Source organism: Pseudomonas sp. S2_A10, from assembly GCF_054668465.1.
Window position 1 is genome coordinate 297214 of sequence record NZ_CP162773.1, and the last position, 25307, is coordinate 322520.

The window sequence follows — 25307 nt, forward strand, 5'->3', positions numbered from 1 at the left end:
CTTTTTTCATCAGTGCAGGGCTTTGGATGGCGTCAGGCAAGCGTAGCCTCAATACCGATTGGGCTCCATTTCCAGTTCGACATGGAAGCGCTCGGCGATGTCTTTCTGGATACGTTGCGCCAGGTCGAGCAGTTGCGGGCCGGTGGCCGTGCCGTAGTTGACCAGCACCAGCGCCTGCAACTTGTGCACGCCGGCATCGCCATCGCGAAAACCCTTCCAGCCGGCGCGTTCGATCAGCCAGCCAGCGGCCAGTTTCATCTGCCCGTCCGCTTGCGGGTAAGCCACCAGATCCGGGTGCTGCGCTTTGATCTGCGTGACCACAGCGGCAGGCACCAGCGGATTCTTGAAGAAGCTGCCGGCATTGCCGAGCACCGCCGGGTCCGGCAGTTTTTCGCTGCGGATGCTGCAGATGGCGCGGCTGACATCGGTGGGCGTCGGCTGCTCGATGCCCTGCTCGCTCAGGCGCTGGCGCACCGGACCGTATTCCAGATGCAGGTGCGCTGCGCGATCAAGCTTGAAGCGCACCCGCAGAATCAGCCAACGTCCCGGCTGCTGCTTGAACAGGCTGTCGCGGTAGCCGAAATTGCAGTCTTCCAGACTGAAATCACGCAGCTCGCCGCTCTCGCGGTCCAGCGCGGTCAGGCCAGCAAACACGTCCTTGATCTCGACGCCATAGGCGCCGATGTTCTGCATCGGCGCGGCGCCGACGGTGCCGGGAATCAGGCTGAGGTTTTCCAGCCCGGCAAAACCCTGGGCCAGCGTGTGCTGCACGAACGGATGCCACGGTTCGCCCGCTTCCGCCTCGACCACCACGCGACTGCCATCATCGCTGAGCACGCGGATGCCGCGCGTGACCATGCGCAGCACCAACGCCGGAATATCCGCCGTCAGCAGCAAGTTGCTACCGCCGCCGATCACCAGTAACGGCACGTCATGGGAAGCGGCATAGGCCAGCGCTTCGCGGACATCGTCATCGCTGTGGGCTTCGGCAAACAGCTGCGCGCGCACATCGACGCCGAACGTATTGAAGGCCTGCAACGATACTTGCGGTTGCACCTGCAAACTCATAAACGGCCCTTCACTTCGATCAGCAACTGGTCGCAGGCCGCTTCTATCAGATCCAGCACCTGCTCGAAACCCTGATCGCCGTCGTAATACGGGTCCGGCACTTCATCGACCAGCCCGGCATAACGACGCAGGAACAGATCCAGCTCGGCCCTGCCGGTGGATGGCTGCAAAGCCTTGAGGTTGCGCAGATTGCTGTTGTCCATGGCGAGAATCAGGTCGTAGCTGGCGAAATCGGCCCGGCTGACCTGCTGCGCGCGTTGCGTCGACAGGTCATAACCGCGCAGTTTCGCCGCCGCCTGGCTGCGCTTGTCCGGCGGGTTGCCGACGTGCCAGTCACCGGTGCCGGCGGAGGCTACTTCGACCACATTTGCCAGCCCGGCTTCACGCAACTTGTGGCGCAACACGCCTTCGGCGGTGGGCGAACGGCAGATGTTGCCCAGGCACACAAACAGAACGCGCATCAGGCCCCCCAGCAGGCGACGAACCCGCTCAAGGTCTTCGACGGTGTCGACACCGGTCGGCGGCGCGATCAGCGCGTCAGCGACATGAATGCGCACGCCATGCCACAAGGCACGCAGTTGCTCGAGGGATTCGGTGTTTTCCAGCCAGCACGGCCCCCAGCTCACGAAGTCGTGGAGGAACCCGGCGCGATAGGCATAAATACCGATGTGGCGGCGATAGGGCACGCCTTCCGGCAGCTGCTCGCGGCTCTTGGCAAATGCATCGCGAGCCCACGGCAAGGTCGCGCGGCTGAAAGTCAGCGCGAGGCCGTTGATGTCGCTGGCGACCTTGACCACGTTGGGGTTGAACAGGGTTTCCACGTCTTCGATCGGCTCAGCCAGCGTGGCCATGCGCGCTTCGGTGTGAGCGGCCAGGTTAGCGGCGACCTGATCAATCACGCTTGGCGGAATCAGCGGCTCATCGCCCTGGACGTTGACCACGATCGCATCAGGCGCAAGACCGAGTTTCGCTGCGACCTCGGCCAGACGATCGGTGCCGGAATTGTGATCTTCACGGGTCAGCACCACTTCGGCGCCAAAGCTTTTGCACGCCTCGACGATGCGCGCGTCATCGGTGGCAACCACGACGCGGGTCGCGCTGCTTTTGCTCGCCTGTTCCCAGACATGCTGGATCATCGGCTTGCCGGCAATATCCAGCAACGGCTTGCCCGGCAGACGGGTCGAGGCGAACCGCGATGGGATGACAACGGTGAAGGCTGTGGTCATTTATCCAGGCGCTCGTCGGTGGTCAGGGTGCGCGCTTCGCTTTCCAGCATCACCGGGATGCCGTCGCGGATCGGGTACGCCAGGCCGGCGCCCTTGCTGATCAGTTCGGTCTTGTCGGCACTGAGCTTGAGCGGGCCTTTGCACACGGGGCAAGCGAGGATGTCGAGCAGTTTGGTGTCCATGAACATTCCCAGAAATAAAAGAGTTAAGGCAGCAGACGATCCGGCAACAGGCGCATCAGCTGGGTGTCGAACCAGGCCACGAAGGCTGGCGACGGCACGGCATCGACCGCCAGATACCACCAGTCGGCAGCAGCAAAGGCACGGCACTTCACCGCGTCCTTTTCGGTCATCACCAACGGCAATGACGGGGTGAAATTCAACGCCTGCACGCTGTACTCGGCGTGGTCGGCAAATGCATGCGGGACTGGCCGCCAGTCTAGCGCTTCGAGGGTATTGAAGAAACGTTGCGGATTGCCGATACCGGCCACCGCGTGCAGCGCTTGCCCGGGCGGGAAATGCTCCAGTGACTGACGTTCGCCGCTGCGCAGATTGACCAGGGCCGTGGGTTGCAGGCGGAAGGCGAAACCATCGTCGCGATCATCAAGGGCACCGTTGAACAGCACGCCATCGACACTTTGCAGGCGCTCGACCGGCTCACGCAACGGCCCGGCCGGCAGACAGCGCTGGTTGCCCAGGCCACGTGCAGCGTCGATCAGCACCAGTTCCAGATCCCGCGCGAGGCGATAATGCTGCATGCCGTCGTCAGACAGAATCAGGTCCAGCGGTTCACTGGCGATCAAGGCTTTGACGGCGGCGCTGCGATCGGGATCGATCATCAGCGGCACGCCGGTGCGCTGGACGATCAGCAACGGCTCGTCACCGGCAACCTCGGCGCTGTGCTTGGCCTCAACCCGCCACGGCAGTTGCGGCGGTTTGGCGCCATAACCACGACTGACCACGCCAACGCGCAGTCCACGGCGTCGGCAATGTTCGATCAGCCAGAGAATCATCGGCGTCTTGCCGGTACCGCCAACGGTGATATTGCCGACCACGATCAGCGGCACCGGCGACTGGTAGATCTCACCTTCACCATCGAGAAAGCGCTGACGCTTGTTGATCACCACGCGGCGATACAGCATTTCCAGTGGTCGCAGCAGCGTCAGGGCCGGGTGCCCCTGATACCACGCGGCGAGCAGGCGATCGGACAGGCTCATCAGGATTTCGGCGCCGCCTCGACCGTGGTCATGCGCAGATGGCTGAAACCGAGCTTGCCGGCCGCGTCCATGGCAGTGATCACCGATTGATGCTGGGCCTTGCCATCGGCACTGATCGACAGCGGCATGTTGGTGTCGCCGTTGGATTCTTTCTGCATGGCTTCCATCAGCGTCGGCAGATCATTCTTCGGCAGAATCTTGTTGTTCACCGAGAACACGCCTTCGGCACTGATCGCGACATCCAGCTGTTTGACCTGCTGATCTTCGGCGGGCGAACCGCTGACCGCTTCCGGCAGATCCACGCGCAACTGGGTTTCCCGAGTGAAAGTGGTAGTGACCACGAAAAACAGCAGCAGGATAAACACCACGTCGATCAGCGACGCGAGGTTGATGTCCACGGTTTCCCGGGGCTTGCGACGGAATTTCACGCTTTGCCCTCGGCCAGGTCGACATCACGGTCGCCCTGCACCACTTCCACCAGTTTGATCGCTTCCTGCTCCATGCCGACCACCAGCTCGTCGATACGACGTTGCAGGAAGCGGTGGAAGAACACCGCCGGAATACCGACCATCAGGCCCGCTGCGGTCGTGATCAGCGCTTTGGAAATACCGCCGGCCAGTACCGAAGCATTGGTGGTCATGCCGGACCCGGTGAAGGCACTGAAAATGTCGATCATGCCCAACACGGTACCAAGCAGGCCGAGCAACGGCGCCATGGCGGCGATGGTGCCGAGCGCGTTGATGTAGCGCTCGAGTTCATGAATGACCCGCGCGGCGGCCTCTTCGATGCACTCTTTCATGATCTCGCGACCATGCTTGGAATTGGCCAGGCCTGCGGCGAGGATTTCCCCCAGCGGCGAGTTGGCTCGCAACTCCTTGAGCTTTTCCTTGTTGAGCTGCTTGTCCTTGATCCAGACCCAGACCTGACCCAGCAGATGCTCGGGGGTGACGCGACTGGCGCGCAGTGTCCACAGGCGCTCGGCGACGATCGCCATGGCCGCGATGGAACTCAGAATGATCGGCAACATCATCCAGCCGCCGGATTTGACCAATTCCCACACAGTGACAGTCCCCTCGAAAAAGTGCGCCACTTTACCATACCGATCCGCGATTAAGAGCCGCCGCCCCGACGACCGTGAGGTGGCACCCATGCTGGCACCGATCAACGGCCCGGGACCGGCGGATCACGCCAGAAACGCCGCTGTTGACGCATCGTCCACGGCGGTTTGAAGCTGCCCAGTTGCAGATGAATGGCACCGTGCTCGGCGCTGTCGTAGATGCGCAGACCTTGCTTGCGGTAGCGCGCCAGCACGGTTGGATGCGGATGACCGAAGGAGTTGCCGTGGCCACGGGAGATCAGTACCGCTTCGGGCTGCAAGGCTTTGAGCAGAGCCATCGATGATGAACTGCGACTGCCGTGATGTGGCGATTGCAGCCACTGCGTCGGCACGGCCAGTGGGCTGTCGAGCAGAACGCGCTCGGCGTGAATGTCGATGTCGCCGGTGAGCAGCAGGCGTTCACCGTTGGCTTCGATCTGCAATACACAGGAGCGCTGGTTGCTGTCATCGGCCGCCGACCATTGCCAGATCTGGAACTGCACGCCATCCCACTGCCACTGTTCGCCACTTGCGCAGGCTTCGGCGTTCAGCTCCGGCGGCAGGTTTGGCGGATCGCCGCTGACCACGCGGTGCACGTTCAATCCACGCATGACCGCCCGGGCGCCGCCAGCGTGATCGGCGTCAGCGTGGCTGAGCAGCATCAGGTCGAGCTGTTGCACGTTGAGTTTGCGTAACGCTGGCAACACCACTCGTTCGCCGATATCGAAATCGCCGAAGCGCGGGCCGGCGTCATAGAGCAGTGCATGATGTCGCGTGCGCACAAGAATCGCCAAGCCTTGGCCGACGTCGATTTGCCAGACATCGGCTCGCCTTTCTTCTATTCGCTCTTGAGGCGGCCATATCAAAAGCAACATCAGCGGCCAGCCCAATGGACGCATCGGCACGCCACGGGGAAACAGCAATAAAATCGCGCCAAGGCTGCCCAGGATCAACGCCCAGAGTGGAATGGCGGCTGGTATCCACGCCGGCCATTGCCCGGCAATCAGCGCCAGCCCGATAAACAGCCAGTCGATCAAACCACCGGCCAGCCACAACAGTCCTTCGCCAACATAAGGCACGGGCAGCAATAGCGTGCCGAGCAATGCCGGCGGCAGCACCACGAGGCTGACCCACGGAACGGCCAGCAGATTGGCTACAGGCCCGCTGACGCTGATGGGCAAGCTCAGCGCCAGCAACACCGGACACAAGCCGATCGCGATCAGCCACTGCGCGCGGGTCCAGGTCTGCCACCAGCGCCAGGCCCCAAGCCGCCCGCCGAAGGTGAAAATCAGTACTGCAACGGCCGCGAAGGACAGCCAGAAACCTGGACGCAAACTGGCCAGCGGATCGAACAACAGCACGCCATTGAACGCCAGCAATAACGGCCACCACGCGCCGAGATGGCGAAAACGCAGGCGCCACAACAATACCAGCGCCACCATCACGCAGGCGCGCTGCACCGGCACATCGAACCCGGCGAGCAAGCCGTAACCCAGCGCCGCCGCGAATGCCAGGCCACACGCCCACGGCAACCAGGGCCAGCGCAACGGCCAGATTCCGAAACGCGCCAGCCCGGCAACCAGCAGATACATCACTGCGGCGAGCAAACCGATGTGCTGGCCGGAGATCACCAGCAGATGCACGGTGCCGGTGTCTTGCAGTACCTGCCAATCCTCGCGACTGAGCCCAGAGCCATCACCGAGCACCAGCGCTGCCAGCGCGCCCTCGCGTCCTTGCGCATCCACCGCCAGCAGGCGTTGGCGAACGCCGTCGCGCCATGCATGCCGGGCCTCAGCCAGGCGCTGGCCATCCTTGATCGTGCCGGTTGCGCCGATCCGTTGCGCGAGCAGCCAGGCCTCGTAGTCGAAGGCGTGCGGGTTGAGCAGGCCACCCGGGCGCTTCAACTTCACCGCCAGGCGCCAGCGTTCGCCGCTGTTGACCGGCGGCCCGGCGTACCAGGCCAGGCGCAGCAGCGATGGCAGTTTTTCGTGGCGTGAGCGCGCATCAGCCAGCTCGAAACGCACCACGCCATCGCTGTGCTGCGGTAAGCCGACCACGCGCCCTTCAAGCCAACGGGTTTCGCCGTCCAGGCTCGGTGGCAAGCGGTCATTTAGCGCCCACTGCGCGCCAACGCAGGCCCAGGTAAAGCCAAACAGCAAAAATGCCAGTGGAAAGCTGCGAAACGGCAGCAACATCAGCGCCACCATTGGCAGCACCAGCAACCAACCGACCGGCGGCAAGGCCGGCAAAAAAACCGGGGCCAGCAGACCGACTGCCAGCGCCATCATCCCTGTACGCATATGCCCGTCCTTGAGAGTCCCCCCACTAGGCATAGCCGGTCTGCGGCACCACCGTCGTCAACAATTGTCACAAAGTCTGAATGGGCGGTTCGTAGAATCCAGACATACTTGCCGCCTTAACCGACCGAGAAGCCCTATGCCCCGGCGCTTATTCAAACGTTACATGCCCGACCCGACGAGCATCAGGGAACACAAATCCTTACGCTTTCTCGGCACGTTGCTGCATGACCCTAACCTCTGGCATCTCAACCGCCACTCGGTCGCCCGGGCGATGGCGGTCGGCCTGTTTGCGGCATTCCTGCCGATCCCGGCACAGATGCTGGTGGCGGCGGCATTGGCGGTGATGGTGCGCGGCAATATGCCAATCGCGGTGAGCCTGGTCTGGCTGACCAATCCGATCACCATGCCGGCGGTGTTTTTCTGCACCTACCAGGCCGGGGCGTTCCTGATGGATGTGCCGGCGCGGCATCTGCCGGACGAGTTGACCTGGGAATGGATCAGCGGTGAGCTGTCGACATTGTGGCAGCCGTTTTTATTGGGCTCGGTGGTTGTCGGCCTGGTGCTGGGCGTCCTCGCCTATTTTCTGGTGATGCTTTACTGGCGCTGGTGGGTGGCGCGGCAATGGCGGCGGCGCAAGCAAAGTCGGCAGAAATGAATGCAAAACGGCCTCCGCGATGGGAGGCCGTTTTTTGTTGTGTCTGGGCTGGCCCCTTCGCGAGCAGGCTCGCTCCCACAGAGAACATCATTCCAATGTGGGAGCGAGCCTGCTCGCGAAGAAAGCGACGCGGTCGGGATCAGGTACGCATCCCGCGCCCGCTCACCAGCAACCGCGCACAGCCGAGATACAGCACCACGGTCGCCACCAGCATGAAGGTAATGGCGATGCCGATGCGGATATCCGAGACACCAAGGATGCCGTAGCGGAAGGCGTTGACCATGTGCAGCACCGGGTTGGCCAGCGACACGGTCTGCCAGAACGGTGGCAGCAAAGTGATCGAGTAGAACACGCCGCCAAGGTAAGTCAGCGGGGTCAGCACAAAGGTCGGGATGATCGAAATATCATCGAAGTTGCGCGCAAACACCGCGTTGATAAAGCCCAGCAGCGAAAAGATCGTCGCGGTCAGTACCACCACCAGGATGGTCACGCCGAGGTGATGCACCTGCAGATGGGTGAAGAACAGCGACAGGATCGTCACGATCAGACCCACCGCCAGACCGCGCAATACCCCACCAATGGTGAAGCCGATCAGGATCGTGTGCGGTGACACCGGCGAGACCATCAGCTCTTCGATCGAGCGCTGGAACTTGCTGCCGAAGAAACTTGAGACCACGTTGCCGTAGGAGTTGGTGATCACTGACATCATGATCAGACCCGGCACGATGTACTCCATGTAGGTGAAGCCACCCATGTCGCCGATCTGTCGGCCGATCAGGTTGCCGAAAATCACGAAGTACAGAACCATGGTGATCGCCGGCGGCAGCAACGTCTGCGGCCAGATCCGCATGAAGCGTTTGACCTCGCGGTAGACGATGGTTTGCAGGGCGACGAGGTTGGGACCGAACTCGGAACTCATACCGCCACCTTCGACAGATTTTTCTCCACCAGGGACACGAACAACTCCTCGAGGCGATTGGTTTTGTTACGCAGGCTCAGCACTTCGATGTTCTGCTGCGCCAACTGGGTGAACAACGCCGTGATGCCCATGGATTTATCGACCTGCACTTCCAGGGTGTGGCCGTCGAGCAATCGGGCCGGGTAGCCGAGCAATTGCGGCGCCGCGTGCAAGTCGTGTTTCAGGTCGAGCAAAAAGGTTTCCACGTGCAACTGGCCCAGCAACTGTTTCATGCTGGTGTTTTCGACGATGGTGCCGTGGTCGATGATGCCGATGTTGCGGCACAGCTGCTCGGCCTCTTCCAGATAATGCGTGGTCAGAATGATGGTGATGCCCTTCTGATTCAGCTCGGTGAGGAAGGTCCACATCGAACGGCGCAGTTCGATATCGACGCCCGCAGTCGGTTCATCGAGGATCAGCAGACGCGGTTCGTGCACCAGTGCACGGGCGATCATCAGACGCCGTTTCATGCCGCCGGACAGTGAACGCGACGGCACATCGCGCTTGTCCCACAGGCCGAGCTGGGTCAGGTACTGCTCGGCGCGTTCCTTGGCGACTTTCGCCGGAATGCCATAGTAGCCGGCCTGGGTTACGACGATGTCGAAGGTCTTTTCGAACTGGTTGAAGTTGAATTCCTGCGGCACCACGCCGATCGAGCGCTTGAGCGCCGCCGGGTTCTTGTCCAGGTCATTGCCGAAAATATTCACGGTGCCGCTGGTCTTGTTGACCAGGGTCGAGAGGATGCCGATGGTTGTGGATTTGCCGGCGCCGTTGGGGCCGAGCAAGGCGAAAAAATCACCTTCGGCGACGTCCAGATCGATACCACTCAAGGCCTGGAACCCGTTGCCGTAGGTTTTGGTTAGCTGCCGGATGGACAGAGCGGAACTCATATCGGATTTACGCACCAAGAAGGAAGGAAAGAAGTAAATAAGGGCGGGCGGCGAGGGAAACAACCGCGGCGCAAGTTCGCAATGGTGCTTGCCGCCGCCGCACAAGTACAGTCAAGTGTGTCGATAGTAATTATCAAGTCAACGCGGTCATGACCGCTTTCTGATAGGCCACACGCTGCTTCAAACGTTCATACCAGGCTTGGAGATGTGGTTGCGGGGCGCGCTCGATGGGCATTTCGAACCAGGCATAAATGAAGCTGCCCAGCGGGATGTCGCCCATGCCGATGTCATTGCCGGAGAGATAAGGCTGGCTGATCAGGGCATGGTCGGCCATGTTCAGCAATTCATCGCATTCCTTGATCGCGGCGTTGATCGCCTTCCAGTCCTGCTTCTCGGAGGGCGTGCGCAGCACACCCCAGAACACCGTGCGAAACGGCCCGGCGAAACTCGACGTGGTCCAGTCCATCCATTTGTCCGCCGTGGCGCGGGCTTGCGCATCCGCCGGATACCAGGCGCTGTCCGGGGCGTGTTTGGCCAGCAGATAGCGAACGATGGCGTTGGATTCCCACAGCACGAAACCGTCATCCTCGATCACCGGCACCCGGCCATTGGGGTTCATCGCGCGGTACTCGGGCGTATCGACTACACCGAACGCGCCGCCGGCATCGATGGCCTCGTAAGCCAGGCCCAACTCTTCGGCAGCCCACAATGGCTTTCTGACGTTCGATGAATTTTTTCGTCCCCAGATCTTCAGCATGACCGCCTCTTTGCAAGTGAGTGGACGGCCAGCATACGCCGGATCAGGTGCGACTCAAATCAGTCTGCATGTCGCCCAACAGCACCGGCAGTTGCTCACTGAACAGATGCGGATAGCACTTTTGCAGGTGCTCGAAGAAGAACGTTTCCGGCACATCGGTGAACTGGCCGTGATCGAGCAGATATTCCATCAACTGCGCGCCATCACGGTTGAACGGGTGGAAAACGCTGTCGTTGACCCCGTCGAATTCCAGCGCTGCGACGTTGAACAGCTCGCACAGTTGCTGGTTGAACGCCGGCGTCGCCTTGACCCAGCGGCCGTCGAGAAACAGCTCGGTGTAGCCATGCATAGCGAACACGTCGCTTTTCAGCAGCTCGAGCAAACGCGGCGTCGACAAATGATTGCGCACATCGGCCAGACCGATGCGCGCCGGAATCCCGCAATGCCGGGCACAACCGGCGAGCAGCGTAGCTTTCGGCACGCAATAACTCTCCCCCGCCGCCAGTGCGTAACTGCCACACAAAGTTTGCGGATCACGACTGAAGGTGTAGGGGTTGTAGCGCACCGCCTCGCGCACGGCGTAATACAGACTGATCGCCTGCTCACGCGGATCGTTACTGGCGCCGCGATGCTGATCGGCGAACTCCACCACCGCCGGGTGGTCACTATCGATGAAGCGGCCGGGGCTCAGATACTCGTGCATGACGGCAATCTCCTGGGTAAGCCACGAGTCTAGCGACAGCCTGAGCACAGAGATAACGACGTTTCGGCCAAACCTGAAAGCAAAGCTGCGCAGCAACGAACGATTTCCCACACGTGTTGCCCACCGAACCTACGAAAACCATCCGGGGTTTCCCACGATTTCAATCACCATGCTCTGACCACCCTTGTTTGCAGATGCCGTCTAAGCTCTGGAGGGTCGATTTGCCTTGGTTCACGGAGGACTGAATATGCTGTTGTTGTGGATACTGGTTTTGATCGTCGGCGTGGCGTATCTCGCCCATCGACGCATCGCCCCGCTGCCCGCGTTGGGCATCGTTGCGGCCTATCTCGTCGCCATGGGGATTTTCAGTCACGCGCCGGGCTGGCTGCTGTTTGTCTTCTGGGTCCTGTTGGCGGTGGTCGCCGCGCCATTGTTGCTGCCTGACCTGCGCCGCAAGCACTTCACCGCGCCGCTGTTCAACTGGTTCCAGAAAACCCTGCCGCCCATGTCACAGACCGAACGCGACGCGATCGATGCTGGCACCGTATGGTGGGACGGCGAGCTGTTCAGCGGCCGTCCGGACTGGGACAAACTGCTGTCCTATCCAAAAGTGCAACTGAGCGAAGAAGAACAAGCCTTCATCGACGGCCCGACCGAAGAACTCTGCGCAATGGTCAGCGACTGGCAGATCGGCCAGTCCATGGACCTGCCGCCCGAGGCCTGGACGCACATCAAGGAACATGGCTTTTTCGCCCTGATCATTCCCAAGGAATACGGCGGCAAAGGCTTCTCGGCCTACGCTCACTCACAAGTGGCAATGAAACTGGCGACACGCAGCGGCGACCTCGCCTCCACCGTGATGGTGCCCAACTCCCTCGGCCCTGCCGAACTATTGCTGCATTACGGCACCGACGAACAACGTAATCACTACCTGCCGCGCCTGGCCCGTGGCGACGATATTCCGTGCTTCGCATTGACCGGTCCGCTGGCCGGTTCCGACGCCGGCGCGATGCCCGACACCGGGATCATCTGCAAAGGCCAGTGGGAAGGACAGGAAGTCATCGGCCTGCGCCTGAACTGGGAAAAGCGCTACATCACCCTCGGCCCGGTCGCGACTCTGCTTGGCCTGGCATTCAAGGCTTATGACCCGGATCACCTGCTCGGTGAAGAAGAAGACCTCGGCATCAGTCTGGCGCTGATCCCGACCGATACCGCAGGTGTGGAAATCGGTCGTCGTCACCTGCCGCTGGGCGCCGCGTTCATGAACGGCCCGAACTCCGGCAAGGACGTGTTCATTCCTCTGGACTACCTCATCGGTGGTCAGGAAATGCTCGGCAAAGGCTGGATGATGCTGATGAACTGCCTGTCGGTCGGGCGTTCGATCTCGCTGCCAGCCGTCGGTACCGGTGCGGCCAAGTTCACCAGTCTGGTAACCGGCCAGTACGCGCAGATTCGCGAGCAGTTCAATGTACCGCTGTCCGCTTTCGAGGGCATTCAGGAAGCCATGGCGCGCATCGGCGGTAACGCGTGGATGATGGACGCCGCCCGCATGCTCACCGCCAACGCGGTGGACCTGGGTGAAAAACCATCGGTGCTGTCGGCGATCCTCAAATACCACCTCACCGAACGCGGCCGCGAATGCATCAGCCACGCCATGGATGTGCACGGCGGCAAAGCCATCATCATGGGACCGAACAACTACCTCGGCCGCAGCTGGAACGGCGCGCCGATCTTCATCACCGTCGAAGGCGCGAACATCCTGTCGCGCAACCTGATGATCTTCGGTCAGGGCGCGATCCGTTGCCATCCGTTCGTACTCAAGGAAATGGCCTTGGCCGGTCGCCAGGATAAAGACCAGGCACTCAAGGAATTCGACGGTCTGTTGCTCAAGCACATCGGTTTCGCCGTCAGCAATGCCGCCAGCACACTGGTGCTGAACCTCGGCCTTGGTCACTTTGAACATGCGCCGGGCGACAGGATCAGCCAAGGCTACTTCCGCGCGCTGAACCGTCAGGCCGCCGCATTCGCGATGCTCGCCGACTTCAGCATGATGCTCCTGGGCGGCGAACTGAAACGCCGCGAACGCCTGTCGGCGCGCCTCGGCGACGTGCTGAGCAACCTGTATCTGGCCTCTGCGGCGCTCAAGCGTTATCACGACCTGGATTCGCCGGCGTACATGGAACCGCTGTTCCGCTGGGCCATGGAAGAAAGCCTCGGCCAGTCGGAGCGTGCGCTGGATGAACTGCTGAGCAACTTCCCGAACAAAGTCTTCGGCTGCCTGCTGCGGGTCATCGTCTTCCCGTTCGGGCGCCGTCACAAAGGCCCATCGGACAAACTCGGCGCCGAAGTCGCTGCGGTCATCGGTCGCGCCAAAGGCGATCCGGCCCTCGAAGAATTGCTCGCCGGCTGCTACCGCCCGCAATCGGCGGACGATGCCGTGGGCGCGCTGCAACACGCCAGCGACCTGCTCAATGCCGCGCAACCGCTCCACAAGAAACTGCACACCGCACTGAAGAGCGGCCAGGTCAAACCGGCAGCCGGCGAACACGCCATCGATGCCGCGCTGGAAGCCGGCGTGCTGCAAGCCGTCGAAGCGCAAAGCCTGCGCGACGCCGAAGCGGCCCGCCGCAAGGTGATCGACGTCGACGATTTCGCCAAAGAAGAACTGACCCAGGCAGAGGGCAAAGTCCGCTGATCCCGGTTTATGTGAAAAAACGGCGCGAGGGCTTTATACTCCCGCGCCCGTTTTGCTCTTGAGGACTTATCTCGTGTCCAACGTCGTTGCCGATCATCTCGTGTTGCTCGACCACCTGCGCAGTATCCTGGTCGCCGTAGGTGAGGCCGAACAAGTGCCCGAAGAAAGCCATGCCCTGTTCCTCGAGCGCTTCGACGAACTGCTGGCCTCCCTGCCTATCGACCCTATCGAAAGCCAATACCTGGGCCAGGACATCCTCACCCAAGTCATCACCCGCTACCCGCAAATCGCCCACCTGATCCCACGCGACCTGCTGTGGTTCTTCGCCGGCGACTGCCTGCACTACCTCTCCGACGAAGAAATCGACCTCTACCAGGCCCTCGAAGAACGCCGCTACGAAGCCGAACAGAACGACGAACCGTTTGACTGGAACCAGGAAAAACAACTGCTGGCCATGTCGGCGCAGGACAGCAAGCACTGATTTTTCAAACGATAATGAAAGGCCCGCACTGGTGGTTCCATGCGGGCCTTTTTTTCAAGATCAAAAGCCCCTCACCCTAGCCCTCTCCCGGAGGGGAGAGGGGACTGACCGCTTTGTTTGGACGAGGTACCCCAGTCTGAATTACCGAGTCGAATGAGATTTCGAAAAGCCAAAAAATCGGCTCCCTCTCCTCGGGGAGAGGGCTGGGGTGAGGGGAAAATTCACCACAAAAACAGCCAGACACCACCCGCCCCTCACCACTCAAAACAATGAGCGCAAGCTCGAGTACCGCTTTTGATCTTGATTCACAGGCGACGTCGGAAGGCTGAGTGGAGGGATTGATCCGGGCGTGGGAGCGCAGCGACCGTACGACGCAGTCGTACACAGCGAGTGTAGGTGCAGCGAAGCAAACCGGAGCCGCTGCGCCCGGATCAGTCCCGGAGCGAAGGTACCCCGAGCCCCAGCGAGCGGGCCGAACGTAGGAGCTAGCGTTTTTTGCTTACTTTTTTAGGCGCTTGTAAAAAAGTAAGTCGCCGTAAGGGCGAAACCCTAAGCAGCCGTTACCGCAGAAACGGATATTCACCCAAACCACCAGAGCCTGGTCGGCCCAAAGGCCGCCAAGTCCCACCAAAAAAACCTCAAAGCAACCCCTCACTCTCCGGCAGCTCATACGCCACAGCCAAATTGCCCCCGCCCACCGACTTCCCGGGCCTACCCAACGTCGGCTCCTTCTGCAAACACTCCACCAGATAATCAATGAACACCCGCAATTTCGGCGGCAGATACCGCGTCGGCGAATGCAGCAGCCACAACCCACCGTGATAAGAGGCAAGAAACGTCCAGTCCGGCAACACCTGCACAATCAACTTCTGCTCCAAGGCGTAACGCGCCGTGAAATACGGCAGACTGCCAATGCCGATGTGCTGCAACACCGCCCCCAACCGCACACCCGTGTGATTGGCGGCATAACGCCCACGCACCCCGACCGTGACAGCTTTACTGCCCTTCTTGAACTTCCAGCGCGCATCGCTCGGCGTTTCGCCCAGATAAATACAACTGTGATTGAGCAAATCATGAGGATGCGTCGGCGTGCCATGTTCGGCCAGGTATTGCGGCGTGGCGCAAAGCAAATGATCGATGGTCAGCAACTGCCGCCCGACCAGACCGGCCGGTGGACGATCAGTGATGCGAATCGCCAGATCGACATGATCATCGATCAGATCGACCTGACGATCTTCCAGCAACAACTCCACATCAACCTTGGGATAGCGGCGCAGAAACTCCGGCATGTGCGGATGAATCACAAAACGCCCCACTGCTTTCGGTACGCTGACCCGCACCAGGCCTTCGGCTTCGTGGGTGAACTGACCGCTTATTTCCATCACCGACCTGGCCGCGCTGACCATTTCCTGGCAACGCTTGAACACCTCCTCACCGCCATCGCTCAAGCGCAGTTTGCGCGTGGTGCGTTGCAGCAAGCGCGTGGCCAACGCCTTTTCCAATCGGGAAATACTGCGACTGACCGCCGAGGGTGAGGAACCCATCTGCCGCGCCGCTTCAGAGAAGCTGCCGGTCTCGACAACCTTGACGAAAATCGCCATTTCACCCAACAACGGCAGCGGAAGATTGATGCTCACGACGCACAAGTCCTTTGATGTTCGAACGGATTATCACGTTATTGCACGATTCATATAATAAAAACAGAACTTCGATCAGGGCATGGAATATGACGCTTCGCCTGTTTTTTCACAGTGACGACCTCAAGGCGAATGTCGAAGTCCTCGACTGCACACCCCACGAGAACGAATTCGCCGTAGTGCTGCGCGCTACCCTGTTTCACCCGCAGGGCGGCGGTCAGCCTTGCGACACCGGCTGGATCGGTGAAAGCCGGGTGTCGCGCGTGGTGCAGGAAGCGGAGCGCATTGTGCATTTCGTCGACCGCCCGCTGCCGCTGGGCATGACCGTCATCCGTATCGATGAAGAGCGCCGCCGCTTCAACACGCGCATGCACTCGGCCGGGCACCTGATCGGTCATTTCATTCAGGCCATGGGCTGGATGCCGATCAAAGCGCACCACTGGCCGGACGAAGGCCGGGTGCAATTCAAACCGGGCGATGGCGCGGAAGAAGTCGATGCGCCAACCGTGCAAACCGGTATCGAGCAGTGGATCGAACACGATCTGCCGCGTCTGACTTCACTGCGCGAGGGCGCGCGGGAAATCAGTTTCGGTGAGCTGCCAGCCTATGGCTGCGGTGGCACCCACGTACGCAGCCTGAAGGATTTGGGCACAGTCACGATCGCGTCGCTTTCGCAGAAGAAAGGCACGCTGTCCGTCCACTACAGCGTGGATTGAGCATTTCGGACGCTGCCATCGCGCAGCGCCCGACGCCGGGGAGCCGCACTCGCCGGTTCCGTTGACTATCGATAGATGGACCTAAAACAAATGATGCTAGACGTCGAGCGTCTCGATGAGACGTGCATAAAAAAACTGGCCAACGAAGAAGTCCTCGCCATCCGCGTCAAACGCTTTCTCCCCGAGCCGCTGGCGATCGAAATTGGCGACAAGATCCTCGCCCCGGGCTTTGAGGGCTACATCAACGCACCAAGCATCGGCCGAATCGGCATGGCCTTTTACGAGGCGGAAAACCAGCCGCTGCTGATCGAGGATTACTTCGAACGCGCCACCCGCAACATCGACGAACTGCGCCAGCGCTGCGCGCCCTACTCTTCGCCGATCGACACGTTGCGCTGCATGCTCGACGAATCCTGGCCCGCGGGCGCGCATCTGGAAAACCTCTACGGGCGCAAGATGTATGTCGGCTTGTCGCGCGTGGTCAAACCCGGCGTGTGCTTTCTTGCTCACCACGACATCTTCGCCAAGGACGCCCCGGACAGTTTTCAGGCGCGCAGCCTCGAGGCGCAATTTGCCTGCAACGTCTACCTGAACATGCCCACCAAGGGTGGCGCCTTGCAGATGTGGAATGACCACATCACCCCGGATCAATTCGACGAAATGCGCGGCGACAGTTATGGCATCGAGCCGTCGCTGCTGGGGCCGCCCGCCCTCGAAGTACGACCGCAGCCCGGCGATTTCATCATGTTCAATTCGCGGCGCATGCACTCGGTGACTCCGGGCGTGGCTGATCCGCGTTTGAGCCTGTCGTTCTTTGTCGGCTATCGCGGCAATGCCTCCCCTCTGACTTTCTGGAGCTGACATGCTTTCCAATTACCTGGGCGAGTTTCTCGCATTGGCCACCATCCACTTTCTCGCCGTGGTGGCGCCCGGTCCGGACTTCGCCGTGACCATCCGCCAGAGCGTGCGCTTCGGCCGCCTTGTCGGCATCTGCACTGCGCTGGGCATCGGCGCGGGGATTTCCGTGCACGTGCTGTATACCCTGCTCGGCGTCGGCGCCCTGATGCACACCACGCCGTGGCTGCTGACTGTGGCCAAAGTGGTCGGTGGGGCTTACATCCTCTATCTGGGCGTCAGCCTGATCCGCAGCAAACCCAAGAGCAGCGTCGAAGGCGAAAAAACCGCCGATGAGCCACTGGTTGAACAGTCACTGTTCAAGGCATTCAGCACCGGTTTTCTGACCAACGCGACCAACCCCAAGGCCACGCTGTTTTTCCTGGCCATCTTCACCACGATCATCAGTGCCAGCACACCGCTGCAGATCCAGGCGTTCTATGGCTTGTGGATGTGCTTCGTCAACGCGCTGTGGTTCGTGATCGTCGCGCTGTTTTTCTCCAGCAACAAAGTGCGCCTGCTGTTCATGCGCCTTGGACACTGGTTCGAGCGCAGCATGGGCGTCATCCTCATTCTATTTGCCGGCCGCCTGATGCTGTCGATGTAACCCACACAAAAAAGTCCCGGCCATCACCCGCCGGGACTTTTTCATTTGTGCGTCTCTTTTGCATTTCTGTGCGACAGATCAAGTTTGCGACTCCCTTTCCCAGCGCTCGCAGTGTTAGGTTTACAAAATGTTTCTGTCACAAGCGTCAGAAATACTTTCCCAATCCTTTGCAAAGGAATGCCTGTTCCATGGTCTTTTCCCTGAAAAAACTGGCCGCCGCCACTCTGGTCATGGCCAGCCTCGCCACGTTTACCAGCGCCGCACAAGCCAACATCACTGCCGAGCAAAGTGCAGCGATTCTGAAATCCCTCGACGGCAAGAACCTGACGGACTTCCGCAGCTTCCTTGGCAGCCTGGCGAAAAGCGACCTAGCCAAGTCGGATAAGCTCACCCCGTCCATCAGCGCCTTCCTCGACAACAAGACCCTGAACGCCGACCAGCAGAATGAAATTCATCGCTTGCTGGGCATTTATACCCGCGTGAAATATGGCAAGGCCGCGCTGGAAACCCTGCGCCAACTCGTCGAGATCCCGACCTTCCGCAAGGACGGCGTGGAGCAACACGACAACCCGGAATTCATCAAGATTGCCGGCGAGATCCAGAAACTCGCCGAATCCTTCGGTTTGAAATTCCGCAACATCGATAACCGTGTCTACGAAATCTCTCTGGATGGCAAAGGCGACGAAGTCGTTGGCATTCATGCCCACGCCGATGTGGTGCCGGTGACGCCGGAAAACTGGGTGCTGAAAGATGGCACCAAACTCGACCCGTTCAAAGTCACGCTGATTGGCGATCGCATGTACGGTCGTGGCACAGAGGATGACAAGAACGCCATTGTCGTGGCGCTGTACGCCATGAAAGTGATCAAGGACGAGAAACTGCCACTGGCGCGTAACTTCAAGCTGCTGGTCGACACCACCGAAGAAACCAGCGGCGACGCCATTCCCTATTACTTCGAGCGCAACCCGACGCCGAACTACAACATGGCGCTGGACGGCGGTTATCCGGTAGTGATCGCCGAAAAAGGTTACGGCACCGTCATGGCCAACTTCGCCAAACGCAAAGGCGAAGGCAACGGCGCGGAAATCATTTCGATGACCGGCGGCAAGGCGACCAACCAGATTCCGTCCGCTTCGGTGGTCACGCTGGTAACCGACAAGCCTGCCGAGCTCGCCGCCAGTCTGCAAAAAGCCGGCGACGCCTACGCCAAAGCCAACGGCGGCGACTTCGAAGTCGCGGCAAAGGTTGATGGCAAAGACGTCAAACTGACCGTGACGGGGGTTTCTGCGCACTCCTCCGAACCAGAGTCCGGCGTCAACCCGGTCGCGCGAATGCTGAGTTTCATCAACAGCCTGGACGGCAAAGTCGCGCTCAAGCACAACCAGTTCACCGACGCGGCGCGTTATGCCGACGACAACTGGGGCCTGGATTACTTGGGTAAAAAACTTGGCGTGGGCTTCTCCGATTCGTTCATGGGACCACTGACCACCTCGCTGACCTATGTCGGCGAGGACGACAAAGCCTTCAAACTGGCGGTGAACCTGCGGGTGCCGAAGGGTAAATCCCCGGAAAAGCTCAAGACTGAGATCGCCGAGAAACTGGACGCCTGGAGCAAGAAGACTCATGTCGCTGTAGCGTTCGACTATTCCGTGGCCGAACCGATGTATCGCAATCCCGAAGGTGAGTGGGTCAAGGCGCTGCTCGCGGTGGCCAGCGAAAACCTCGGCATGAAGTCGGAATTCGGTACTTCCGCTGGCGCGACTTCGGTTCACGAATTGCCCAACGGCGTGCAATTCGGCCTGGCGCGACCTGAGGCCAAATACACCGGCCACACCGATGGCGAATTCAAGACCGTCGATCAGTTCCTGCTGGATCTGCAGATCGTCACGGAAATGATGGGGCGTGTCGGGCAGTTGCCGAAGCTGTAAGCACGGCCTGAGCCCGATCATTGATGACCGGGCTCAAAATAAAAAAGGACCTGTGAAAAGGTCCTTTTTGTTGCCGCCATAAAACGCGCACAAACAAAAACGCCGATCATCACTGATCGGCGCTTTTGTGAAATTGGAGCGGGAAACGAGACTCGAACTCGCGACCCCGACCTTGGCAAGGTCGTGCTCTACCAACTGAGCTATTCCCGCAAATGGCGTCCCCTAGGGGACTCGAACCCCTGTTACCGCCGTGAAAGGGCGGTGTCCTAGGCCACTAGACGAAGGGGACACGCTACCCGGAACACATGGTGTGTGTTTCGGTGTCCAGATCCGCATCCGAAGACTTGGTTCTGGTTTCACTCAGCACCGCCCGAAAGCACTGCTGTTTAAAATTGGAGCGGGAAACGAGACTCGAACTCGCGACCCCGACCTTGGCAAGGTCGTGCTCTACCAACTGAGCTATTCCCGCATTGGCGTCCCCTAGGGGACTCGAACCCCTGTTACCGCCGTGAAAGGGCGGTGTCCTAGGCCACTAGACGAAGGGGACACACTACAACATTCACTCCCTGCCGCGTTTCGCTGTGTGCTTTACGCTGCAAGTGGCGCGCATTCTATGGATGGATTGAGGGGTCGTCAACCCCCTGATATAAATTTATTTAAATCAATGACTTCGACCTGGATTACGGGCCGCGTAGGGCTTTTCCGTCGTCCGAAACCTGACGCCTATATTCCGCCACTCGCCAAGACGTTATAGTCCACCGCACAGTGATGGCAATCTGCACATCAAGCGCCAGCATTCATCTATACCGCTGGCGGCCGATACAGATTGCAGCAGCCGATCAAACCCGTCGAGCGGCGCTAGGCGCCTAAATGCCCAGCCACTACACTCGCATGCGAACCCTATAAAGAGGTCTTACCGGTGACACCACTCATGATCACCCTGCTAGTCGTAGCCGGGATCGCAATTCTGATCGCCATTGGCTACATGAACCATGTGGTGGAAAACAACAAACTGGAGAAGGCCCGCACCAAAGTCGAACTCAACGACCGCCTGCGCCGCTGCGGCGAACTGACCGAAACCTTCCCCGGCCAGTTCATGACCCCGGCGCTCAAGCTGCTGCTGACCCGCCTGGAACTCAACGTCTGCCAGCGCCTGCTCAATCTGGAAAAGACCAGCGCAACCACCAAGGCCCGCATCACCGAACTCAGCGCCCTCGTTGCCCAAGGCGAATCGATCCCGGTGAACAACCCGCCCGCGCCGATCCTCACCGAAGCCAAAGCCAAAGACGTGCGCTTCCTCCTCGAAGCCCTGCACGGCCAGATCACCCGCGCCGCCCACGACGGCTTCCTGCCACCGAACGAAGCCAAACAATGGATCCGCGAAGTGCGCCACATCCTCGTGCTGCTGCACATCGAATTCTTCAACAACCTCGGCCAACAGTCCCTGCAACAAAACCAACCCGGCCAGGCCCGCCTCGCCTTCGAACGCGGCGTGCAATATCTGCGCAAACAGCAGGACCCGCAGATGTACGCGGAGCAACTGCAATACCTGGAAAAACTCCTCGCCCGAGCGAACGCCCAGGTCATGGACAAGATTGCCCCGGTGGAAGGTGAAGAAAACCAACTGACCGCCGGTTTGAAGGATGTCGAAGCCGATGCGGACTGGAAGAAAAAAGTGATTTACGACTGAGGCGGGAATGCTGGAAGAGAAGCCACCGTTATTGGTGGCTTTTTTGTGGGCGACTTGAAAGAGAATGTGAATTGAAGGCCGCTTTCGCGAGCAGGCTCGCTCCCACATTGGGAAGCAGTGTTCTCAGGTAAAAATCGGTCGGGTGTCAGGCCGCCGTCGCTGGCAAGCCAGCTCCCACAGAACAGCAAAAGCAAGACTGGGCCATCCCCACGCGGCGAAGCCGAGAGCCTGGCCGGCCCGAGGGCCGCCAAGGCTCAAAGCCGAAAATGCCCAACCATCGAGCGCAACTCGCCACCCAACTGCGCCAGCTCAACACTCGAAGCCGCATTCCCGCGCATGGCCACGGAAGAGTGATCCGCACTCGCACGAATCTGCGTAACACTGCGATTGATCTCCTCCGCCACCGAACTCTGCTCCTCCGCCGCCGCCGCGATCTGCTGATTCATCTGCTGAATCAACGACACCGCCGCGGCAATACTCCCCAGCGCACTCTCGGTCTGCAACGCATCACTGACCGCCAGCTTCACCAGTTCGCCACTGCTGCGAATCTGCTGCACCGACGACTGCGCCGCCGCGCGCAGGGCACTGACCAAGCGTTCGATCTCCTCGGTCGATTGCTGCGTACGCCGTGCCAGCGCACGCACCTCATCGGCCACCACCGCAAACCCCCTGCCCTGCTCGCCGGCGCGCGCGGCTTCGATTGCCGCGTTCAGCGCCAACAGATTGGTCTGCTCGGCCACGCTCTTGATCACCTCCAGCACCGTGCCGATATTCTGAATTTCGGCGCTGAGGCTCTCGATGCTGGAACTGGCCGAGGTCGCTGAATCCGCCAACTGCTCGATCCGCGCCATGCTTTGACGCACCACCTGCTGGCCGCTCTCGACCTTGTCATCCGCCGTCTGCGCCGCGAGAGCTGCTTCTTCGGCATTGCGCGCGACGTCATGCACGGTGGCGGTCATCTGGTTCATGGCGGTGGCGACCTGCTCGGTTTCCTCCTTCTGGCTGTTGACCTCCAGATTGGTCTGCTCGGTCACTGCCGACAGCGATTGCGCGGAACCGGCCAAGCGCTCGATGCCGGCCTGCAAGCCGCTGACAATCGTGCCGAGACCGGCAGCCATCTGCTGCATGGCCAACATCAATTGCCCCATTTCATCGCGGCGCGTCACCTCGACCTTCGCCGTCAGATCACCCGCAGCAATCTGCTGCGCCACGCGAATCACACTGCGCAGCGGCGCCACGATCAGGCGCGTGATCACCCACGCGGCGAGCAATCCGACCAACAAGGCCAGCGCCGAAGAGCCAATGATCAACACCGTGTTCTTTTTCAGCTCCGCCTGCATCGAAGCATCTTCGGCGACATAGGCCTGATTGACCCGGTCCACCACCTGCGCAGCGCGCTGATGCAGTTGCTCGTACACAGTTTTTTCTTGCGCCAGCAAACCGGTGTATTCAGCCAGTTTCTCGTTGAATCCGGCGATATGCCCCGACACTTCGTTGAGCACAGTCAGATAGCCCTCGTCCTTGACCGTGGTTTTCAGCGCCTCGGCCTGCTCCTGCGCTTGCGCGGCCTGCTCGATGTTGCCTTGGCCGGCATTGTCGGCATCGCCCTTGCGGCTTTGATCCAGCCGCACCCGCGCTTCGTTCATCGCCTGCAGCATCAGTCGCGAGACCTGACTGACCTGATTCGCCTGTTCGATGAACTGGGCGCCGTCCTTGCCCTCGGTGTCTTTCAACGTATAGGCGCCATCATCGGCCAGCCCGCTCTGCAACACGTCGAGGTTATTGGCCACGCTGGACACCGACCAACTGGCCATCTCCAGCGCGAGGTCCTTGGCCTGGCTCAGCGAGACGAATTCATCGAAGGCCTTGCGATACGCGCCCAGCGCTTGCTCGACATCGCTCATCACCGGCACATTGGCCGGGGAATGTGCCTTGAGCTCGCCGGCTAGAACAACCAGCCCATCGACGCCTTCGCGCAAGGCATCGGCGGTTTTCGGATTGCCGCGCAGGGCGTATTCCTGCTCGAGCAGGCGCACCTTGAGCAGGCCGCTGTTGAGCGCGGACATCTGCTTCAAGCCGTCGAAACGCAGACTGATGGTTTGCAGCGACCAGACGCCGATCGCCGCCACCAACGCAGTCAGCAACAAGACGAGCACAAATCCGATACCCAGTTTTTTCGCCATACCGAGGTTGGCAAAACGTCCTTGCACGGCCGAAATCATTGCGCGTAGTCCCCTGCCAGAGTCTGTTGCCGAAGATTCGCAACGGGCTCGAACCAGCACAAGACTCTGGCGTCGGAATAATGGCAAAAAGCTACGCCCGCGTCGTTTTCAGAATGCTGGAGGTCGATCCGCGCAGGTATTGCGAAAAAACTGCCGCGCCCGTGGGTCGCAGGCACAGGCCACATTGATGCGCTGCCAGTCACCGCACTCACCGCTGGGACTGAAAGCGTCCGCTGCTGACAACTCCAGCCCGCAGTGCTGGGCCTGCCTGCGCACCGACGCCTGGTCGCGCAAGCGTGCCCGCGCCCAGATAAACAGCCCGCCAACCGGCTTGCCGAACACTTCCCACTCGGCGTCTTCCAGTGCCTGCAAGGCCGCCGCGCGATCGGCATTCAAGCGCTGACGCTGGCGCTGCACCAGTTTGCGATAGGCGCCGGTCGCCATCAGTCTGGCCAATACCGCCTCGGCCAGCCTCGAACAGCCCAGGCCGCTGATCATCTTGACCTCCGCCAGGCGCTTCAGCAGTTCGCTGTCCGCCAGGACAAAACCGACCCGCAACGAGCTGCTCAGTGTCTTGGAGAAGCTGCCGACATAAATGACCCGGCCGCCATGGTCCAGCGCCGCCAACCGCGTACCGTTGCCGGTGTGCAGATCAGCGTAGACGTCATCTTCGATCACGCGCAGGTCGTAGGTCTTGCTCAACTGCACGATACGCTGGGCCACCGCAGGCGTCAGGCAACTGCCGGTGGGATTGTGGTGATGACTGCCGATGAACAGGGCGCCGGGACGAAACTGACGCAGCACTGACTCGAGCATGTCGATGTCCGGCCCGCTCGGTGTCCGACGAACTTCGAGCATTTGTACGCCGTGCAGACGCAATAGGTCAAACAACGGTGCATAACCTGGCGTTTCCACCACCACGCAATCGCCAGCCTTGAACAGGGTGCGCACGATCAGATCGAGCGCATGACTGGCACCGCTGGTGCTCATCAGCCGGGTATTGCAGGCGTCGATATTCAGCAGTTTCAGACGCTTGGCAATTTGCTCGCGCAGCGCTGGCAGGCCCAGTGGCGAGCTGTAGTTGAACAGGCTGGCCATGTCGGTGCGTGCCACCTCGCGCAGCGCGTAGCTGAGGTCGTCGGGCTCACGCCAACTCGGCGGCAAGCCTCCTTGCCCCAAAATCAAGCGACTCGTTGCGGCGTCCACCTCATCACGCCATGCGGGGCGGCCCTCGCACGCTGCCCATTCCGAGTCCGCTTCGCGCAATGCCGGCGAGGCCGCGACGATGAATCCCGCGCCCTGGCGCGTGGTCAATACGCCTTGCGAGACCAGGCGCTCGCAGGCTTCGACAACGCACGACTGGCTGAGCAGATTCCCCCGGGCGATTTGCCGTACGGAGGGTAACCGGGTGGCCGGCGGGATGCCGCTTTGCACAATCCAGTCAGTCATTCCGTCGACGATCTGCTGCACGACCGGCACCATTGCCTGTCGGTCAATTCTCAGTTCCATGAGCTCGCAAACTCCTGTCAGTTTTGCTGGCAGCAGTAAATCACAGCCGCACCGCCGAG

General features: G+C 60.5%; 22 protein-coding genes, 4 tRNA genes and 2 pseudogenes. 8 read left to right on the top strand and 20 right to left on the bottom strand.

The window, feature by feature from the left end:
- Positions 1–48: 48 nt before the first annotated feature.
- From murB to AB4N41_RS01380, 8 genes and pseudogenes are all read right to left on the bottom strand, one after another.
- Complete coding sequence (murB, locus tag AB4N41_RS01345) at positions 49–1068, bottom strand: UDP-N-acetylmuramate dehydrogenase (protein WP_095181616.1); 1020 nt, start codon at positions 1066–1068, stop codon at positions 49–51.
- A complete protein-coding gene (locus AB4N41_RS01350) occupies positions 1065–1529 on the bottom strand; it encodes a low molecular weight protein-tyrosine-phosphatase (RefSeq protein ID WP_095181615.1) in 465 nt (154 codons plus the stop codon). The genes murB and AB4N41_RS01350 overlap by 4 nt, the downstream gene beginning before the upstream one ends.
- 3 nt (positions 1530–1532) lie before the next feature.
- Positions 1533–2294, bottom strand: a pseudogene (gene kdsB / locus AB4N41_RS01355) (3-deoxy-manno-octulosonate cytidylyltransferase); the annotation flags it as partial.
- Positions 2291–2476: a Trm112 family protein gene (locus tag AB4N41_RS01360; protein ID WP_003179363.1), complete on the bottom strand. Its 186-nt coding sequence runs from the start codon at positions 2474–2476 to the stop codon at positions 2291–2293. The gene AB4N41_RS01360 and the pseudogene kdsB, both read right to left, overlap by 4 nt.
- A 23-nt stretch (positions 2477–2499) precedes the next feature.
- On the bottom strand, positions 2500–3510 hold the full coding sequence (gene lpxK, locus AB4N41_RS01365) for a tetraacyldisaccharide 4'-kinase (protein ID WP_252876730.1): 1011 nt from the start codon (positions 3508–3510) through the stop codon (positions 2500–2502).
- Entirely contained in the window at positions 3510–3938 is a 429-nt protein-coding gene (locus AB4N41_RS01370) for an ExbD/TolR family protein (RefSeq protein ID WP_041479458.1), read from the bottom strand. Before AB4N41_RS01370 ends, lpxK begins: the two co-directional genes overlap by 1 nt.
- Positions 3935–4570, bottom strand: coding sequence for a MotA/TolQ/ExbB proton channel family protein (locus AB4N41_RS01375; protein WP_016771007.1), 636 nt, complete (start codon positions 4568–4570; stop codon positions 3935–3937). The genes AB4N41_RS01370 and AB4N41_RS01375 overlap by 4 nt, the downstream gene beginning before the upstream one ends.
- Before the next feature lie 101 nt (positions 4571–4671).
- Positions 4672–6906 carry a DNA internalization-related competence protein ComEC/Rec2 gene (locus tag AB4N41_RS01380; RefSeq protein WP_252876731.1) on the bottom strand — a complete coding sequence of 745 codons (2235 nt, stop codon included), beginning with the start codon at positions 6904–6906 and terminating at the stop codon, positions 4672–4674.
- A gap of 136 nt (positions 6907–7042) precedes the next feature.
- Here AB4N41_RS01380 and AB4N41_RS01385 point away from each other — a divergent pair, with 136 nt between their 5' ends.
- Positions 7043–7561: a DUF2062 domain-containing protein gene (locus tag AB4N41_RS01385; protein ID WP_039760200.1), complete on the top strand. Its 519-nt coding sequence runs from the start codon at positions 7043–7045 to the stop codon at positions 7559–7561.
- Between the two features lie 139 nt (positions 7562–7700).
- On the opposite strand, the gene AB4N41_RS01390 is transcribed toward AB4N41_RS01385, so the two are convergent.
- From AB4N41_RS01390 to AB4N41_RS01405, 4 genes are all read right to left on the bottom strand, one after another.
- Complete coding sequence (locus tag AB4N41_RS01390; protein ID WP_056788203.1) at positions 7701–8480, bottom strand: ABC transporter permease; 780 nt, start codon at positions 8478–8480, stop codon at positions 7701–7703.
- Positions 8477–9409, bottom strand: a complete 933-nt coding sequence (locus AB4N41_RS01395; RefSeq protein ID WP_041479460.1) for an ABC transporter ATP-binding protein — start codon at positions 9407–9409, stop codon at positions 8477–8479. Before AB4N41_RS01395 ends, AB4N41_RS01390 begins: the two co-directional genes overlap by 4 nt.
- Positions 9410–9542: 133 nt before the next feature.
- Positions 9543–10166, bottom strand: a complete 624-nt coding sequence (locus AB4N41_RS01400) for a glutathione S-transferase family protein (RefSeq protein WP_095181610.1) — start codon at positions 10164–10166, stop codon at positions 9543–9545.
- 43 nt (positions 10167–10209) lie between these two features.
- Positions 10210–10869, bottom strand: coding sequence for a transglutaminase-like domain-containing protein (locus AB4N41_RS01405; RefSeq protein ID WP_252876732.1), 660 nt, complete (start codon positions 10867–10869; stop codon positions 10210–10212).
- A 247-nt stretch (positions 10870–11116) separates the two neighbouring features.
- Between AB4N41_RS01405 and AB4N41_RS01410 the strand changes: the two genes are divergently transcribed.
- Both AB4N41_RS01410 and AB4N41_RS01415 read left to right on the top strand, forming a co-directional pair.
- On the top strand, positions 11117–13564 hold the full coding sequence (locus AB4N41_RS01410; protein WP_150637617.1) for an acyl-CoA dehydrogenase: 2448 nt from the start codon (positions 11117–11119) through the stop codon (positions 13562–13564).
- A 73-nt stretch (positions 13565–13637) separates the two neighbouring features.
- Positions 13638–14045, top strand: coding sequence for a PA2817 family protein (locus AB4N41_RS01415; protein ID WP_007967565.1), 408 nt, complete (start codon positions 13638–13640; stop codon positions 14043–14045).
- Between the two features lie 638 nt (positions 14046–14683).
- Here the strand turns inward: AB4N41_RS01415 and AB4N41_RS01420 are convergent.
- A complete protein-coding gene (locus tag AB4N41_RS01420; protein WP_039764152.1) occupies positions 14684–15682 on the bottom strand; it encodes a LysR family transcriptional regulator in 999 nt (332 codons plus the stop codon).
- A gap of 89 nt (positions 15683–15771) precedes the next feature.
- Here AB4N41_RS01420 and AB4N41_RS01425 point away from each other — a divergent pair, with 89 nt between their 5' ends.
- From AB4N41_RS01425 to AB4N41_RS01440, 4 genes are all read left to right on the top strand, one after another.
- A complete protein-coding gene (locus tag AB4N41_RS01425; RefSeq protein ID WP_024013941.1) occupies positions 15772–16398 on the top strand; it encodes a serine-tRNA(Ala) deacylase AlaX in 627 nt (208 codons plus the stop codon).
- Positions 16399–16488: 90 nt separating this feature from the next.
- Complete coding sequence (locus AB4N41_RS01430; protein WP_071173235.1) at positions 16489–17259, top strand: 2OG-Fe(II) oxygenase; 771 nt, start codon at positions 16489–16491, stop codon at positions 17257–17259.
- A 1-nt stretch (position 17260) separates the two neighbouring features.
- Entirely contained in the window at positions 17261–17899 is a 639-nt protein-coding gene (locus AB4N41_RS01435; RefSeq protein ID WP_016773667.1) for a LysE family translocator, read from the top strand.
- A 188-nt stretch (positions 17900–18087) separates the two neighbouring features.
- Positions 18088–19827 carry a dipeptidase gene (locus AB4N41_RS01440; RefSeq protein WP_252876733.1) on the top strand — a complete coding sequence of 580 codons (1740 nt, stop codon included), beginning with the start codon at positions 18088–18090 and terminating at the stop codon, positions 19825–19827.
- Positions 19828–19961: 134 nt separating this feature from the next.
- On the opposite strand, the gene AB4N41_RS01445 is transcribed toward AB4N41_RS01440, so the two are convergent.
- The 4 genes from AB4N41_RS01445 to AB4N41_RS01460 form a co-directional block, all read right to left on the bottom strand.
- Positions 19962–20037, bottom strand: a tRNA-Gly gene (locus AB4N41_RS01445).
- A gap of 3 nt (positions 20038–20040) precedes the next feature.
- A tRNA-Glu gene (locus AB4N41_RS01450) sits at positions 20041–20116 on the bottom strand.
- 104 nt (positions 20117–20220) lie between these two features.
- A tRNA-Gly gene (locus AB4N41_RS01455) sits at positions 20221–20296 on the bottom strand.
- A 2-nt stretch (positions 20297–20298) separates the two neighbouring features.
- Positions 20299–20374: transfer RNA gene (locus AB4N41_RS01460), tRNA-Glu, on the bottom strand.
- A 384-nt stretch (positions 20375–20758) separates the two neighbouring features.
- Here AB4N41_RS01460 and AB4N41_RS01465 point away from each other — a divergent pair.
- Positions 20759–21517 (top strand): hypothetical protein, encoded by a 759-nt coding sequence (locus AB4N41_RS01465; RefSeq protein ID WP_039764159.1) that lies wholly within the window; start codon positions 20759–20761, stop codon positions 21515–21517.
- Positions 21518–21771: 254 nt separating this feature from the next.
- Here the strand turns inward: AB4N41_RS01465 and AB4N41_RS01470 are convergent, their stop codons facing one another.
- From AB4N41_RS01470 to AB4N41_RS01480, 3 genes and pseudogenes are all read right to left on the bottom strand, one after another.
- On the bottom strand, positions 21772–22665 hold the full coding sequence (locus AB4N41_RS01470) for a methyl-accepting chemotaxis protein (RefSeq protein WP_370695148.1): 894 nt from the start codon (positions 22663–22665) through the stop codon (positions 21772–21774).
- Between the two features lie 15 nt (positions 22666–22680).
- Positions 22681–23739: pseudogene (locus AB4N41_RS01475) on the bottom strand (HAMP domain-containing protein); the annotation flags it as partial.
- 108 nt (positions 23740–23847) lie between these two features.
- A complete protein-coding gene (locus tag AB4N41_RS01480; protein ID WP_076563828.1) occupies positions 23848–25248 on the bottom strand; it encodes an aminotransferase-like domain-containing protein in 1401 nt (466 codons plus the stop codon).
- Positions 25249–25307: the final 59 nt, after the last annotated feature.